13 protein-coding genes are annotated in these 14349 nt (G+C 73.7%); 8 read left to right on the plus strand and 5 right to left on the minus strand.

Annotation, left to right across the window (positions count from 1 at the left end; all coding sequences use genetic code 11):
* Window positions 1-13 precede the first annotated feature (13 nt).
* The 4 genes from OG510_RS32155 to OG510_RS32170 form a co-directional block, all read right to left on the minus strand.
* The gene (locus tag OG510_RS32155; protein WP_406141393.1) at window positions 14-1291 is read right to left on the minus strand and encodes a helix-turn-helix domain-containing protein; all 1278 of its coding nucleotides are present in this window, start codon (window positions 1289-1291) and stop codon (window positions 14-16) included.
* A 203-nt stretch (window positions 1292-1494) separates the two neighbouring features.
* On the minus strand, window positions 1495-2352 hold the full coding sequence (locus OG510_RS32160; protein WP_406142664.1) for a biotin-dependent carboxyltransferase family protein: 858 nt from the start codon (window positions 2350-2352) through the stop codon (window positions 1495-1497).
* Between the two features lie 26 nt (window positions 2353-2378).
* Window positions 2379-3053, minus strand: coding sequence for an allophanate hydrolase subunit 1 (locus OG510_RS32165; RefSeq protein WP_406142665.1), 675 nt, complete (start codon window positions 3051-3053; stop codon window positions 2379-2381).
* Between the two features lie 128 nt (window positions 3054-3181).
* A complete protein-coding gene (locus OG510_RS32170) occupies window positions 3182-3931 on the minus strand; it encodes a LamB/YcsF family protein (RefSeq protein ID WP_406142667.1) in 750 nt (249 codons plus the stop codon).
* 207 nt (window positions 3932-4138) lie between these two features.
* On the opposite strand from OG510_RS32170, the gene OG510_RS32175 reads away from it, so the two are divergent.
* The 5 genes from OG510_RS32175 to OG510_RS32195 all read left to right on the plus strand — a co-directional run bounded on the left by OG510_RS32175 (window position 4139) and on the right by OG510_RS32195 (window position 10202).
* Window positions 4139-4861 (plus strand): GntR family transcriptional regulator, encoded by a 723-nt coding sequence (locus OG510_RS32175; protein WP_406141394.1) that lies wholly within the window; start codon window positions 4139-4141, stop codon window positions 4859-4861.
* Between the two features lie 213 nt (window positions 4862-5074).
* A complete protein-coding gene (locus OG510_RS32180) occupies window positions 5075-5806 on the plus strand; it encodes a DUF969 domain-containing protein (RefSeq protein ID WP_406141395.1) in 732 nt (243 codons plus the stop codon).
* A complete protein-coding gene (locus OG510_RS32185; protein WP_406141396.1) occupies window positions 5803-6771 on the plus strand; it encodes a DUF979 domain-containing protein in 969 nt (322 codons plus the stop codon). Before OG510_RS32180 ends, OG510_RS32185 begins: the two co-directional genes overlap by 4 nt.
* Before the next feature lie 112 nt (window positions 6772-6883).
* Window positions 6884-7969 carry a DUF2891 domain-containing protein gene (locus OG510_RS32190; RefSeq protein ID WP_406141398.1) on the plus strand — a complete coding sequence of 362 codons (1086 nt, stop codon included), beginning with the start codon at window positions 6884-6886 and terminating at the stop codon, window positions 7967-7969.
* 91 nt (window positions 7970-8060) lie between these two features.
* Entirely contained in the window at window positions 8061-10202 is a 2142-nt protein-coding gene (locus OG510_RS32195; RefSeq protein WP_406141400.1) for a primosomal protein N', read from the plus strand.
* A 27-nt stretch (window positions 10203-10229) separates the two neighbouring features.
* On the opposite strand, the gene OG510_RS32200 is transcribed toward OG510_RS32195, so the two are convergent.
* Complete coding sequence (locus OG510_RS32200; RefSeq protein ID WP_406141401.1) at window positions 10230-10805, minus strand: hypothetical protein; 576 nt, start codon at window positions 10803-10805, stop codon at window positions 10230-10232.
* 225 nt (window positions 10806-11030) lie between these two features.
* On the opposite strand from OG510_RS32200, the gene fmt reads away from it, so the two are divergent.
* From fmt to rpe, 3 genes are all read left to right on the plus strand, one after another.
* Window positions 11031-11963, plus strand: a complete 933-nt coding sequence (fmt, locus tag OG510_RS32205) for a methionyl-tRNA formyltransferase (RefSeq protein WP_406141403.1) — start codon at window positions 11031-11033, stop codon at window positions 11961-11963.
* A 94-nt stretch (window positions 11964-12057) separates the two neighbouring features.
* Window positions 12058-13527, plus strand: a complete 1470-nt coding sequence (locus tag OG510_RS32210) for an RsmB/NOP family class I SAM-dependent RNA methyltransferase (RefSeq protein WP_406141404.1) — start codon at window positions 12058-12060, stop codon at window positions 13525-13527.
* Window positions 13528-13631: 104 nt separating this feature from the next.
* A complete protein-coding gene (gene rpe, locus OG510_RS32215; protein WP_406141405.1) occupies window positions 13632-14318 on the plus strand; it encodes a ribulose-phosphate 3-epimerase in 687 nt (228 codons plus the stop codon).
* The last annotated feature ends 31 nt before the right edge of the window (window positions 14319-14349 follow it).

Here is a 14349-nt window from a genome sequence, read left to right on the forward strand (position 1 = left end):
GGTCCCTCTCTCGTTACTGATCCGGTCGTGCGGGAGCCAGGACGGACGTGAGCCGGGGCGACAGCTCGCGTACCGAGGGGCGGGCGGGATGGCGGCCGAGCACCCGGGCCAGCCGGCGCAGATCGAGCCCGACCGTCGCCGAACCGATGGTGTGGGCGTCGCCCAGCAGCCCGCCCGTCAGGAAGCAGGCATGGTCGATCTCGCCTGCGAGAGCGTGTGCCAGCGCCTGCCGGACGCCGTATCTGGCGCGGGTCCGCAGGGCGCCGGCCGGCACCTTGGCCATCTCCCGGTCCAGGGCCGCGGCGGACTCCCCGGCCCTGCCGAGATCGAGCAGGGACCAGGCGGTGGTCATCGCCACCGGATCGGTGAGATGGGTGGTGCCGAGCACCGGGCCGCCCGTGTCACCGCTGTCGGCCGCGAGGAGGTCCCGGGCCCGGTCCAGCGCCCGCATGGCCGGGCCGTACTCGCCGGCGAGCGCGTACCCCTGCCCCTCCCGCTGGGCGGCGAGCCCCATGATCCGTGGCGGCGCCGGGTGGGAGCGGCGGACTTGTTGCGCCAGCGCGACCGTATGGGCCGCGTCGCCGCTGTAGTACGCGATGAGTCCGCGCCGTACGAGCGCATAGGCCGCGAGATTCCGGTCACCGGATGCCGATGCCAGCGCCACTGCTTGGTCGGTCCAGCTCAGGGCGCCGCTGTCATCGCCCGACTCCTGAGCCATCCACCCGGCGAACTCCGCGTAGGAGGCACTCAGGGCGAGAAGTCCGCGCGCGGTCCGGGGGCCGCACCGGGCCGCCAGGATCTGAAGGGCCTGTGTCTGTGCGGCCAGGGCGGGGAGCACCGCCGTCGCCGGGGCTGTCTGCCCCAGCCGGCGGAATTGGTCGAACAACGCACGCGATACGTCGAGCAGGGTTCCGTCCGCCGGGTCGGCTCCTGGGCCAGGTGGGCCGGCGCCCGGCAGCAGCCCGAGCAAGGGGGCTGCCCCGAGGGCCACGACCTGGCGGCGGCCGGGCAGGGCGAGGGTCTGCGGAGCCGGAGGCCCGGTCCCGTCCGGCGAACGGGGCCTGCGCCCGGCACTGCGGCCGGGGACCAGGGCGAGCAGCGCACCGCCCTGCCGTAACTGCCCGTCGCACAGCCTGGCCAGCTCCGGTGTCGGGTGCTTCCTGCCCGTCTCCACCTTGCTGAGCTGGCCCTTGCTGTAGTGAATGAGCGAGGACAACTGGGTGAGTGTCAGGCCCGCGCCGGTGCGGGCCCTGCGTAAGGCGCTGCCGAAGGTATCCGGTTGGTCCAGCACGTAACCCCCTGAGATGCGTGTCGCCGCCCGGCGCCGTGAGCCAGACTCGGCCCTGCTCGTGGCGGCGAGCAAGGCACCCGGTCGGGTTTCCCGTTTCCGGTTCTGGAGGGAACCCGATCCGGTCAGTCATGTCGAGAAGGCGATTTCAGCCACGCGAGTGACCGGCGGGGCGCAGGGGAGGGGGAGTGGTGCGGGGTGCGGGCTCAGCGGATCAAGGTGAAGCGGAGTTCCGTTCCCGGTGCTGCCTGGGCGGCTGTGGACAGTGTCTGTTCCGGGACGACGCCGATCACCGGGTAGCCGCCCGTCGTCGGGTGGTCGTTGAGGAAGATCACCGGGCGGCCGTCGGGTGGGACCTGGATCGAGCCCAGGACGACGCCCTCGCTGGGGAGTTCGCCCTGGCGGGCCCGTTCCAGGGCGGGTCCTTCGGTGCGCAGGCCGATGCGGTTGCTGTGCGGGGACACTCGGTAGACGGCTGTCGTCAGCGTGCGCAGGGCGGCCGGGGTGAACCAGTCGTCCCGTGGGCCGGGCAGCACCGGCAGGACCAGGGTCGCGGGGATCCCGGGCCATGGGGCGCAGTCCGCGCCCGGGGCCAGGGTGTGGTTCCTGGTGGTGCCGAGCGGGAGGCTGTCGCCGTCGCGCAGGGGGGCCGGGCCGAGGCCCGAGAGGAGGTCGGCCGAGCGGCTGCCCAGTACGGGCTCCGGGCACAGGCCGCCCCGGAAGGCCAGATAGCTGCGGACCCCGTACTGCGCCCCGTGGGCCTCGAGCACCGCGCCGGCGGGCACCAGGACGGGGGCGCCCCACGGCGCCGGCCGGCCATCGACGGTGACCCGGCAGGGGGCGCCGCCGACGACCGCGGTCACCGCCCGGGTGGGGCGGACCGCGCAGCCGGTGAGTGTGGTCTCCAGGACGGCGGCGTCCGCCTGGTTGCCGGCCAGCCGGTTGGCGAGGAGGCGGGCCGGGGAGTCCAGGGCGCCCGCGCGCGGGACGCCGAGATGGGCGTACCCGGTACGCCCGCCGTCCTGCACTGTCGTCAGGGCGCCCGCGCGGACCACCTGGAGCATGGCTGCCGTCACCGGCGCCGCTGTCGTCACTGGCCTGCCTCCTCGGTACGCGGTCCGGCGGCGCGGCGGCCGGCCGGGCTCTCCGTGAAACGGACCCGGGTGCCGGGTGTCAGCAGGGCGGCGGGCTCGCGGTCCTGGTCCCAGAGGAGGTCCGGGTCGGGTGTCCGGCCGATGAGCTGCCAGCCGCCGGGCGACGCACGCGGGTACACGCCGGTGTACGGGCCCGCGAGCGCCAGCGATCCTTCGGGGACCCGGGTGCGCGGGGTGGCGCGGCGGGGCACCCGGAAGCGTTCGGGCAGACCGGTCAGATAGCCGAAACCGGGGGCGAACCCCGAGAACGCCACCCGGAATTCGATGCCGCTGTGGATCCGCGCCACCTCGCCGGGGCCGACACCCCACGCGGCCGCCACATCGGCGAGGTCGGGGCCGTCGTACACCACGGGGACCTCGACGACCGGGCCCGCGTCGCGTGGCAGCGGCGGTATCCGCCAGGAGACGAGTGAGCGGGCCAGACGGGCCGGGGCGCCGGGCGCACCGTCGGATATGCCGTCGAGCAGGACGGTACCGGCGCCGGGAACGATCTCGCGTACGGCGGGGAGTTCGCCCAGGGCGCCGCGGCGCAGCAGTTCGGCGTGGAACGCCTCGGCGGCCGCCCCTGTGGGGAGCTCCACGAGCAGGCCGTCGCGGCCTGCGGGCAGCACCCGGGCGCCGGGGTCGCTGGTGGTGCCGGCCGACCCGGTGGTGGTGTCGCCAGTGCCGGTGGTGCCGGTCGTCCCTGTGGTGCCTGTGGTGCCGGTGGGTTCCGTCCGTCCCGTGCTGCTCGGCTCGTTCACGCGAACGACCCGACCGTGACACCGGCCTCTTCGAGGGCCGTCCTGATCCGGCGGGCGACATCGGCGGCGCCCGGAGTGTCGCCGTGTACGCACAAGGAGCGGGCGCCGACCGGTACGCGGCTGCCGTCCACGGCGGTCACCGCGCCGTCGACCGCCATCCCGACGGACCGGCGCACGATCGTTCCGGCGTCCTCGACCACAGCGCCGGGCTCGCGGCGCGGAACGAGTGTGCCTTGAGGGGTGTACGCGCGGTCGGCGAACGCCTCATCGACCGCGGGGAGTCCGGCGGCCCGGGCCGCGGCGAGCAGCCGGGAGCCCGGCAGCCCCAGTACCGCGAGGCCGCCGCCCGCGAGGCGGATGCCTTCGACGACCGCCGCGGCCTGCTCCTCGTCGCGGACGGTGCGGTTGTAGAGCGCGCCGTGCGGTTTGACGTACGACACACCAGGCCCGGCGGCCTCCGCGAAGACCCGCAGCGCGCCGATCTGATAGGCGACCTCGGCGGCCAGTTCACCGGCCGGCACGTCCATGGAGCGGCGGCCGAAACCGGCCAGGTCCCGGTACGAGACATGGGCGCCGATGCGCACCCCGCGTACCGCCGCCGTGTCGCACACCCGCCGCATCACGGACGCGTCACCCGCGTGGAAACCGCAGGCGACGTTGGCGCTGGTCACACAGGAGAGCAGGGCGTCGTCATCGGTGAGCTGCCACCGGCCGAAGCCCTCACCGAGGTCCGCGTTGAGATCCATCACGTGCGTACGCTAACTAATTGTTGAACAATCTGACAAGGGTTGGTGTGGGGGAGGGGGGAGGGAGCGGCAGTGGGGTGGGCGGCCGGGTGCCGGTGCGGGGTCGGCTTGGGCGCGGACGTGCCCCTGCGGTTCACTTAGGACCCCTTGGCGGTGCCGCCCGGCGCGAGGCGGAGCGGCGAACAATTCACGGACAGGGGTCGAGACATGGCGGGGACAGCGGGCCGGACTTCTCCGGATCTCTCGGAGCTGACGGCGGGCGGCGCCGTTCCGGTCGGCACGGGTGCCGGTACCGCGGAGCGGGTGGCCGCGATCCTGCGGGAGCGGATCACCGAGGGGTACTTCCCGCCCGGCAGCCGGCTGTCCGAGGAGGCCCTCAGCGCGGCGCTCGCGGTGTCCCGCAACACACTGCGGGAGGCGTTCCGGCTGCTCACCCATGAGCGGCTGCTGGAACACCGGCTGAACAGGGGCGTCTTCGTCCGCGTCCTTGCGGTCGAGGACCTGGTCGACATCTACCAGGTCAGGCTGCTGGTCGAGTGCTCGGCGCTGCGTGCGCTGGGGGAGCCCCCGTACCGGCTGGACGACGTGGAGGCCGCGGTGGCCACCGGGGAGCGGGCCGCGGCGGTGGACGAGTGGGCGGCCTGCTCCACCGCCAACATCCGGTTCCATCAGGCGCTCGCGGCGCTCGCCGGGAGCCCCCGGGTGAACGAGCTGATGCGCAACGTGCTGGCCGAGCTGCGTCTCGCCTTCCATGTGATGGCGGACCCGCGGCGCTTCCACGAGCCGTACCTCACCCGGAACAGACAGCTCGTGGACCGGCTGGCCGCAGGTGACGCCGCGGGCGCCGAACGGATGCTGGGCTTCTATCTGGAGGACTCCCGCCGCCAGCTCGCCGAGGCGTACACGATGCGCCTCGCCGCGGAGGAGTGAGCGCGGCCCGGTGCTGGATGGGCGGCCCTGTAACGGGTGGCCTGTGGGGCGACGTGCTGGGTGACCTACAGGGCGGCGTACGGGGTGAAGCGATGGGTGACGTACTGGGTGGCGAACACCTCTTGTGCGTTTGTTGAACAATCGCCTAGGGTCTCGCGCAGCATCCCCGTCTGATCAGGGCCGTCCGGCCCATGCGCGGAAGAAGGCCGACGCGTGATCGTTCTCCTCGGCGTGCTCGTGGTGATCCTCGGATTCGCCACGCGCCGCAACCCCCTCCTCGTGGTGGGCGTGGCCGGCATCGTGACCGGACTGCTGGGCAAGATGTCGCCGCAGGAAGTGCTGGCCGCGTTCGGCAGCAGTTTCGCCTCCTCCCGTTCCGTGACCGTCTTCGTCATCACCCTCCCGGTCATCGGCCTCCTGGAGCGCTACGGCCTCCAGGAGCAGGCCCGCACCCTCATCGGACGGCTCGGCAAGCTGACCACCGGCCGCTTCCTCGCGCTCTATCTGCTGATCCGCCAGCTGACCGCCTCCGTCGGGCTGACCAGCATCGGCGGCCCGGCGCAGAGCGTGCGCCCGTTGATCGCCCCGATGGCCGAGGCCGCCGCCGAGACCCGGGCGGGCGGGCCGCTGCCGAAGCGGCTGCGCGAGAAGATCCGCTCGCACGCGTCGGGCGCCGACACCATCGGCATGTTCTTCGGCGAGGACTGCTTCATAGCCATCGGCTCGATCCTGCTGATCACCGGCTTCGTCAACTCGACGTACAACCAGCACCTCGAACCGCTCAGCCTCGCCCTCTGGGCGATCCCGTCCGCGATCTGCGCCTTCCTCATCCATGGCGCGCGCCTGCTGCACCTGGACCGGGTGCTGGAGCGCGAACTGGCCGTCGTCGCCGCCGAGAACGAACTCGCCGCCCATACCGCCCGCCGCCCCGAGGACCTCAAGTGATCAAGTCCGAGTACTTCTTCTGGCTGGTCGGCGCGGTCTTCCTGGTGATGGCGGCGCAGATGGCGGCCGACCGCACCAACCCCAAGCGCTTCGGCTCGGCGTCCTTCTGGGGCCTGCTGGGCGCGTCCTTCTTCTACTCGACCGGTGTGGTCGACAAATCGCTTCCGGCCGAGCCGCTCGGTGCCGCCGTCCTGGTGCTGATCGTCCTCGGCGGCTTCGGCCTCACCGGCAGAGGCACCCCGCACACCCCGCCCCGCGAGGAGCGGGCCGCCTCGGCCGCGCGGTTCGGCAACAAGCTGTTCCTGCCCGCCCTCACCATCCCCGTCGTCGCGATGCTCTGCGCGACGCTGCTCAAGAAGGTGAGGATCGGCGGCGAGCCCGTCCTGGAGCCGACGTACGAGACGATCCTCGGCCTCGGCATCGGGGCGATCGCCGCCCTGGTGGTCGGCATGGTCGTCCTGCGCGAGCGCCGTATCTCGGTCCCGCTGCACGCCGGGCGCAACATGCTCGAATCCATGGGGTGGGCCCTCGTGCTGCCCCAGCTGCTCGCGGTGCTCGGGTCGATCTTCCAGACGGCGGGCGTCGGGGACCAGGTGGGCCGGATCACCGAATCCATCCTCCCGGACGGACAGCGCTTCATCGCGGTGCTCGTCTACTGCTGCGGGATGGTCCTGTTCACCATCGTCATGGGCAACGCCTTCGCGGCCTTCCCGGTCATGACGGCGGCGGTCGGCTGGCCCGTCCTGATCCAGCAGATGCACGGCAGCATTCCGGCGATCCTCGCCATCGGCATGCTCTGCGGCTTCTGCGGCACCCTGGTCACACCCATGGCGGCCAACTTCAACCTGGTCCCGGCCGCGCTGCTGGAACTGGACGACCAGTACGGCCCCATCAAGGCCCAACTGCCCACCGCGGCGGCCCTGCTGGTCTGCAACATCGCCGTCCTCGCGCTGTTCGCCTTCTGAGCCCGCCGTTCGCTCCCCGGCCACAGCGCAGCACCCAGCCGCTCGTACCCCCCTCATCCTCTTGCCGCCTCGTACCCCCGACCCCGTACCGCCCCGCCCAAGGAGTACCGCCATGCCCCCCACCCCGCCGGTCCCGGCCTCCGTACTGCCCCGTGAGTACGCGCGTCCGTTCGCGGAGCTGGCGCTCCACAACGTGGTGCGCGAGTACCCCAACGCCCCGGCCCATCTGTACGCGGGGCCCGATGAGATCGTCGCGCCGCGCGAGCTGCACCCCGCGTTCTACGGGTCGTACGACTGGCACTCGACCGTGCACATGCACTGGCTGCTCGTACGGCTGCTGCGCCGCTACGGGCCGGCCGCGCCGGGCGGGGACCTGAACGGCGCGGACGCGCTGCCCGCGACCACGGCGAGCCGGATCACCGAGGTGCTCGACGTCCATCTGACCCCCGCCAACATCGCCGTCGAGGCCGCCTATCTGCGCCGCCGCCCGTCGTTCGAGCGCCCGTACGGCTGGGCCTGGCTGATCGCGCTCGCCGCCGAGTGCCGGGCGCTGGGCGGTGCGGCGGGCGACCGGTGGGCGGACGCGCTCGCCCCCGCCGTGGACGCCGTCGGCGATCTGCTGCGGGCATGGCTGGCCAAGGCGACGTACCCGGTCCGGCACGGGGTGCACAACAACAGCGCCTTCGGCCTCGGTCTCGTCCTGGACGCGGGCGAGCGTGCGGGTCTCGCCCGTCCCGTGCTCGACGCGGCGGCAGCCCGGCTGACCGACTGGTTCACCGGCGACCACGACGCACCGCTGCACTGGGAACCCTCGGGCCAGGACTTCCTCTCGCCCGCGCTGACCGAGGCGCACGCGATGCTGCGGGTCCTTCCCGGCGCCGACTTCCCCGGCTGGCTCGCCCGGTTCGTACCGGCCCTGACCACCGGGGACACCTGCTCGCTGCTCACTCCGCCGGTGATCTCGGACTACTCCGACCCGCAGATCGGGCATCTGCTCGGCCTCACCCTGAGCCGGGCCGCGGGGCTCCGTGCCATCGCCGCCGCGCTGCCCGCGGGGCCGGCGCGCGATGCCGTGGAGAATTCGGTCGCGGCCCATCTGGCGGTGGGACTCCCGGCCGTCTCATCGGGCGAGTTCAATTCCGACCACTGGCTGGCGACGTACGCCGTACTGGCCCTGGACAGCGCGCCGGGCCGCTGAGCCGCACCACCGGGGCGCCGGTCGGGCGCCCGGCTCCGCGGCCGTCCGCCCGGCAGGCCCGATGTCAGTGGTGTCTGGTAGGAATTTGGCTGTGAGCAGCGACGACGAGCAGTCGGCGGCCCCCGGCGACGAGGGCCCCGAGCAGCTTGCTCTCATCCGGGAGACCGTGCGGCGCACCAAGGTGCCCCGGGCCAAGCCGCGCACCTGGCGCGGGGCCGCCCTCGCCAAGGAGCTGCCCGTGGCGAGGGTCGTCGTGAACAAGGGCGTGCTCCACCTCGACCAGTTCTTCGACTACGCCGTACCGGAAGAGCTCGACGAGGCGGCCCAGCCCGGTGTGCGGGTGCGTATCAGGTTCGGGGCGGGCGGCCGCCATGTGCGCGACGGCCGCCGCGAGGGCGGCGGGCTGATCGACGGATTCCTGGTCGAGCGCAGGGCCGACTCCGACTACTCGGGGCCGCTCGCCGCACTGGCCGGGGTGGTGTCGCCCGAGCCCGTCCTCAGCCCCGAACTGCTCGGGCTCGCCCGGGCGGTCGCCGACCGGTACGCGGGCAGCCTCGCCGACGTCCTGCAGCTGGCCGTGCCCCCGCGGAACGCACGGGCCGAGGGCAAGCCGTCCCCCGAGCCGCTGGAACCGCCGCACGCCCCGGAGCCCGGCACCTGGGAGCGGTACGGCCAGGGGCCGGGCTTTCTGCGCGCCCTGGCCTCGGGCGGGGCGCCCCGTGCCGTATGGACGGCGCTGCCGGGACCGCACTGGCCGCAGGAGCTCGCGCTCGCCGTCGCCGCCGCGCTGGCCTCGGGGCGCGGCGCGCTCGTCGTGGTGCCCGACGGACGGTCCGCGGCCCGGGTGGACGCCGCGCTCACGGCGGCCGTCGGCCCGGGACACCACGCGCTGCTCACCGCCGACGCGGGCCCCGAGAAGCGGTACCGGCAGTGGCTCGCGGTGCGGCGAGGCGCGGTGCGGGCCGTGGTCGGCACCAGAGCCGCGATGTTCGCACCCGTCCGGGACCTCGGCCTCGCCGTCATCTGGGAGGACGGGGACTCGAGCCACAGCGAGCCGCACGCACCGCTGCCGCACGCCCGCGAGGTCCTGCTGCTGCGCGCCGCACACGACAAGTGCGCCTTCCTGCTGGGCAGTACGAGCTGCACGGTGGAGGCCGCCCAGCTCGTCGAGACCGGCTGGGCCGCCCCCCTCGTCGCGGACCGGGAGCAGGTCAGGGCCGCGGCTCCGCTCGTGAGGACGGTGGGCGACCACGATCTGGCGCGGGACGAGGGAGCCAGGGCGGCCAGGCTGCCCAGCCTCGCCTGGCAGGCCGTGCGGGACGGTCTCAGGACCGGTCCTGTCCTGGTGCAGGTGCCGCGCAGGGGCTATGTGCCGCGGCTTTCCTGCGAGCGCTGCCGTACGCCCGCGCGCTGCGCGCACTGCTCGGGCCCGCTGGAAGCACCGGACGAACGGGCGCTGACATGCGGCTGGTGCGGACGCGACGCGACCGGCTGGCACTGCCTGGAGTGCGGTCATACGAGACTGCGCGCGCAGATCGTGGGCGCCCGGCGCACCGCGGAGGAACTGGGCCGGGCCTTTCCCGCCGTGCCGGTACGGACATCGGGCCGCGACCATGTGCTGGACACCGTGGACGGCAGACCCGCCCTGGTGGTGAGTACGCCAGGCGCCGAACCGGTCGCCGAAGGGGGCTACGCGGCTGCGCTGCTGCTCGACGGCTGGGCGATGCTCGGGCGGCCCGACCTGCGCGCGGGCGAGGAGGCGCTGCGCCGCTGGATCGACGCGGCCACGCTGGTACGGAGTCAGGGCGAGGGCGGCACGGTGGTGGTCGTCGCCGAGCCGACGCTCCGCCCCGTACAGGCGCTGGTCCGCTGGGACCCGGCCGGGCACGCGGTCCGTGAACTGGCCGACCGGGCCGAGCTGGGCTTCCCGCCGGTCTCCCGGATGGCCGCGGTGTCCGGGCGTACACAGCCGCTCGAAGAGTTCATCGCGGCGGTCAGGCTTCCGGACGACGCCGAGGTGCTGGGGCCGGTGCCGATGATCCCCACCGACCCCAACAGGCCGCGCAGGCCAGGCGATCCGCCACCGGGTGAGCACTGGGAGCGGGCGCTGGTCCGGGTGCCGCCGGGAAGCGGCGCGGCGCTCGCCACGGCGCTGAGGACGGCCCAGGCGGCGCGGCTGACGCGGGGCAGCGACCCGGTACGGATCAGGATCGACCCGCCGGACATCGGCTGACCCGGCTGGTCAGCCGTGCCCGCCGGGTCAGCCGCTGCGCGGCCCAGGGAAGGCACTCGGGCGTGCGTCCTCGCGCAGCGGGTGGCCGTTCGGCGTCGGCTGGGGCGGCATCGAGCGCGCGGCGGGCACCGACGGCAGGGCCGGTGACACCGGAAGGTCGTGCGGCGAAGGGGCCGGCCGGCTGCCCTCGTCGGCCGTCGGGCTCTCCGTCTCCATGGCCGTGTCCGTGGCCGTGGCGGCAGCGGCGGCCGCCGACGCCCGCCGGGTGCCGTATCTGCGGTGCACCGCCTGCTTGGTGACCCCGAGCGCCGAGCCCACCGCGTCCCACGAGAAGCCCAGCGATCGGTCGAAGTCCACCGCGGCCGTCACCAGGGTCTCGACGCTGTCCCGGAGTTCCTGGGCCAGGCGGACGGTCGGGGCGGGAGCCCTGCCGTAGACGACGAAGCCCGTGGAAGGGCCGGAGCGGCGCGGGCGGTAGACATTGCCCAGCTGAGCGGTGAGGGTGCGCAGTGCGTCCACCTGACGGCGGACCCGCTCGATGTCTCTGACCAACAGGTGCAGGCTGGCCCGCGCTTGGGCGTCGTGGGTTGCGTGGTCGGCCATGAACAAGCCTCTCGAACCGGCGTTGAAAAGGATCGGGCCGCGTATACGGCCCACTTCGTTTCGGTCAATCTCTCTTGACCAACGCTCCACCTGCTGTTGTGGTCACGCTGCGGGGGCGTATGGGCATATGCGAGGGGCGCGCGGCGGTGCGTACGCCCCCTCGGAACGGGCCCGTAGACTGGTGCGCTGCTCGTAGTCGTGCGCAGTCGGTCCGAGAGGCATCCAGTGAAACTCGTCTTCGCAGGCACCCCCGAGGTCGCCGTACCCGCCCTGGACGCCCTCATCGAATCCGGCCGGCACGAGGTGGCCGCCGTGGTGACCCGCCCCGACGCCCCCGCCGGGCGCGGCCGCCGACTGGTGGCGAGCCCCGTCGCGCAGCGCGCCGAAGAGGCCGGCATCGAGGTGCTGAAACCGGCCAGGCCGCGGGACGAGGACTTCCTGGCGCGGCTGCGGGAGATCGGCCCGGACTGCTGCCCGGTCGTGGCGTACGGGGCGCTGCTGCCCAAGACCGCCCTCGACGTACCGGCCCGCGGCTGGGTCAATCTGCACTTCTCGCTGCTGCCCGCCTGGCGCGGCGCGGCGCCCGTGCAGCACTCGATCATCGCGGGCGACGAAGTGACCGGCGCATCGACCTTCCTCATCGAGGAGGGGCTCGACTCGGGCCCGGTCTACGGAGTGCTCACCGAGGAGGTGCGCCCCACCGACACCAGCGGTGACCTGCTCACCCGGCTCGCCTTCGCCGGATCGGGCCTGCTGGTGGCGACGATGGACGGGATCGAGGACGGCACCCTGCACGCGGTGCCGCAGCCGGCCGAAGGCGTTTCGCTCGCCCCGAAGATCTCGGTCGAGAACGCCAGGGTCGACTGGTCGGCGCCCGCGATGCGGGTGGACCGTCTGGTGCGCGGCTGCACGCCCGCACCCGGCGCCTGGACCGTCTTCCGGGACGAGCGGCTGAAACTGGTCTCGCTCGCCCCGGTCACCGACCGCACCGACCTGGCCCCCGCCGAGCTGGCCGTCGCCAAGAACAGCGTGCACGTGGGCACCGGCTCGCACGCCGTGGAGCTGCACTGGGTCCAGCCCCAGGGCAAGAAGCCGATGCGCGCGGCCGACTGGGCGCGCGGGGTGCGGATCGTGGCGGGCGAACTGCTCGGCGAGTAGCGGCCGGGCGAACGGCCCGCCGGGGCGGACGTACGCTGGGAGGGTTCGTCACCCTCACCACCAGCACCCTCACCACCAGCGGAGCACCTTTCACGTGACCGACCAGCCTCGCCGGCGTCCCGCGCAGCAGTCGCGACGGCAGCAGCCGAATCAGCAGTCGAAGCCCTACCGCCGCCCGCAGAAGGACCCGGTGCGGCTCCTCGCCTTCGAAGTGCTGCGGGCGGTCGACGACCGGGACGCGTACGCCAACCTCGTCCTGCCGCCGCTGCTCAAGAAGGCCCGCGAGAACCCGGACTTCGACGGGCGGGACGCGGCGCTCGCCACCGAGCTGGTGTACGGGACGCTGCGCAGGCAGGGCACGTACGACGCGGTCATCTCGGCCTGCATCGACCGTCCGCTGCGGCAGGTCGACCCGCCGGTGCTCGATGTGCTGGCGCTCGGCGCGCACCAGCTGCTCGGCACCCGTATCCCCACCCACGCCGCGGTCTCCGCGAGCGTGGAACTGGCCCGGGTCGTGCTCGGCGACGGGCGGGCGAAGTTCGTCAACGCGGTGCTGCGCAAGGTCGCGGCCGACGACCTCGACGGCTGGCTGGAACGGGTCGCCCCGCCGTACGACGAGGACGCCGAGGCCCATCTGGCCGTGGTGCACTCGCACCCCCGCTGGATCGTCTCCGCGCTGTGGGACTCGCTCGGCGGCGGCCGCGCCGGGATCGAGGACCTCCTCGAAGCCGACAACGAACGCCCCGAGGTCACCCTGGTCGCGAGGCCGGGCCGCTCCACCACCGACGAGCTGACCGAGACCGTCGGCGAGGACTCGGCGCTGCCCGGCCGCTGGTCGCCGTATGCCGTGCGGCTCGCCGAGGGCGGCGAGCCCGGCGCGATCGAAGCGGTGCGCGACGGGCGGGCGGGGGTCCAGGACGAGGGCAGCCAGCTGGTGGCCGCCGCCCTGGCGAACGCGCCGCTCGCAGGCCGTGACGAGCGCTGGCTCGACGGCTGCGCGGGCCCCGGCGGCAAGGCCGCCCTGCTGGCCGCGCTCGCCGCCCAGCGCGGCGCGCTGCTGCTCGCGGCCGAGAAGCAGCCGCACCGGGCCCGCCTCGTCGAGCGGACCCTGGCGGGCAACCCGGGCCCGTACCAGGTGATCGCGGCCGATGGCACCCGGCCGCCCTGGCGGCCCGGCTCCTTCGACCGGGTCCTGATGGACGTGCCGTGCACCGGGCTGGGCGCGCTGCGGCGCAGGCCCGAGGCGCGGTGGCGGCGGCGCCCCGACGACCTGGAGGGCTTCGCGCCGCTGCAGCGCGGGCTGCTGCGGGAGGCGCTGAGCGCGGTTCGGGTCGGCGGTGTCGTCGGATACGCGACCTGCTCGCCGCACCTCGCCGAGACCCGGATCGTGGTCGAGGACGTCCTGAAGGGCCGCGGCGGACAGCCGGTGGAGGCCGAGTGGATCGACGTCAGGCCGCTGATGCCGGGCGTCGCCGCGGTGGGCGAGGGCCCCGACGTACAGCTGTGGCCGCATCTGCACGGCACCGACGCGATGTACCTCGCGCTGCTGCGGCGCACTGCCTGAACCCGGCCGGTGTATGCGAGGTTTGCGCGGTGTGTGCGGATCCCCGGGCCCCCGCGCCCCCTGCCGTGGCGGGCAACTGGGCCGGGGCATGGCAGGCTTGGGGCATGGCCGTGCAGATCAACCCCAGCATCCTGTCCGCCGACTTCTCCCGACTCGCGGAGGAGGCGAAGGCCGTCGAAGGTGCCGACTGGCTCCACGTCGACGTGATGGACAACCACTTCGTACCCAATCTGACCCTCGGGGTCCCCGTGGTGGAAGCGCTCAGCCGGGCCACGGAGACCCCGCTGGACTGCCACCTCATGATTGCGGACGCGGACCGCTGGGCTCCGCAGTACGTCGAGGCCGGCGCGGGCTCCGTGACCTTCCACGCGGAGGCCGCCGCCGCCCCCGTCCGGCTCGCGCGTGAGATCAGGGCCAAGGGCGCACGCGCCTCCATGGCGCTGAAGCCCGCGACGCCCATCGAGCCCTACGAGGACCTGCTCCCCGAGCTCGACATGCTGCTGATCATGACCGTGGAGCCGGGCTTCGGCGGCCAGTCCTTCCTGGACATCATGCTGCCGAAGATCCGCCGCACCCGTGAGCTGATCTCCAAGCACGGACTCGAACTCTGGCTCCAGGTCGACGGCGGCGTCTCCGCCTCGACCATCGAGCGGTGCGCCGAGGCCGGCGCCGATGTCTTCGTCGCGGGCTCGGCTGTGTACGGCGCCGACGACCCGGCCGCCGCGGTCCGTATGCTCCGCCACCAGGCGCAGGAGACCACGGCGTCGGCGGGATGGGCTTGCGGCCACTGAGCGGCCGGGGAATGAACGCAGCCTTACGGGG

Origin of the sequence: Streptomyces sp. NBC_01089 (assembly GCF_045162975.1) — a bacterium.
GTDB lineage: Bacteria > Actinomycetota > Actinomycetes > Streptomycetales > Streptomycetaceae > Streptomyces.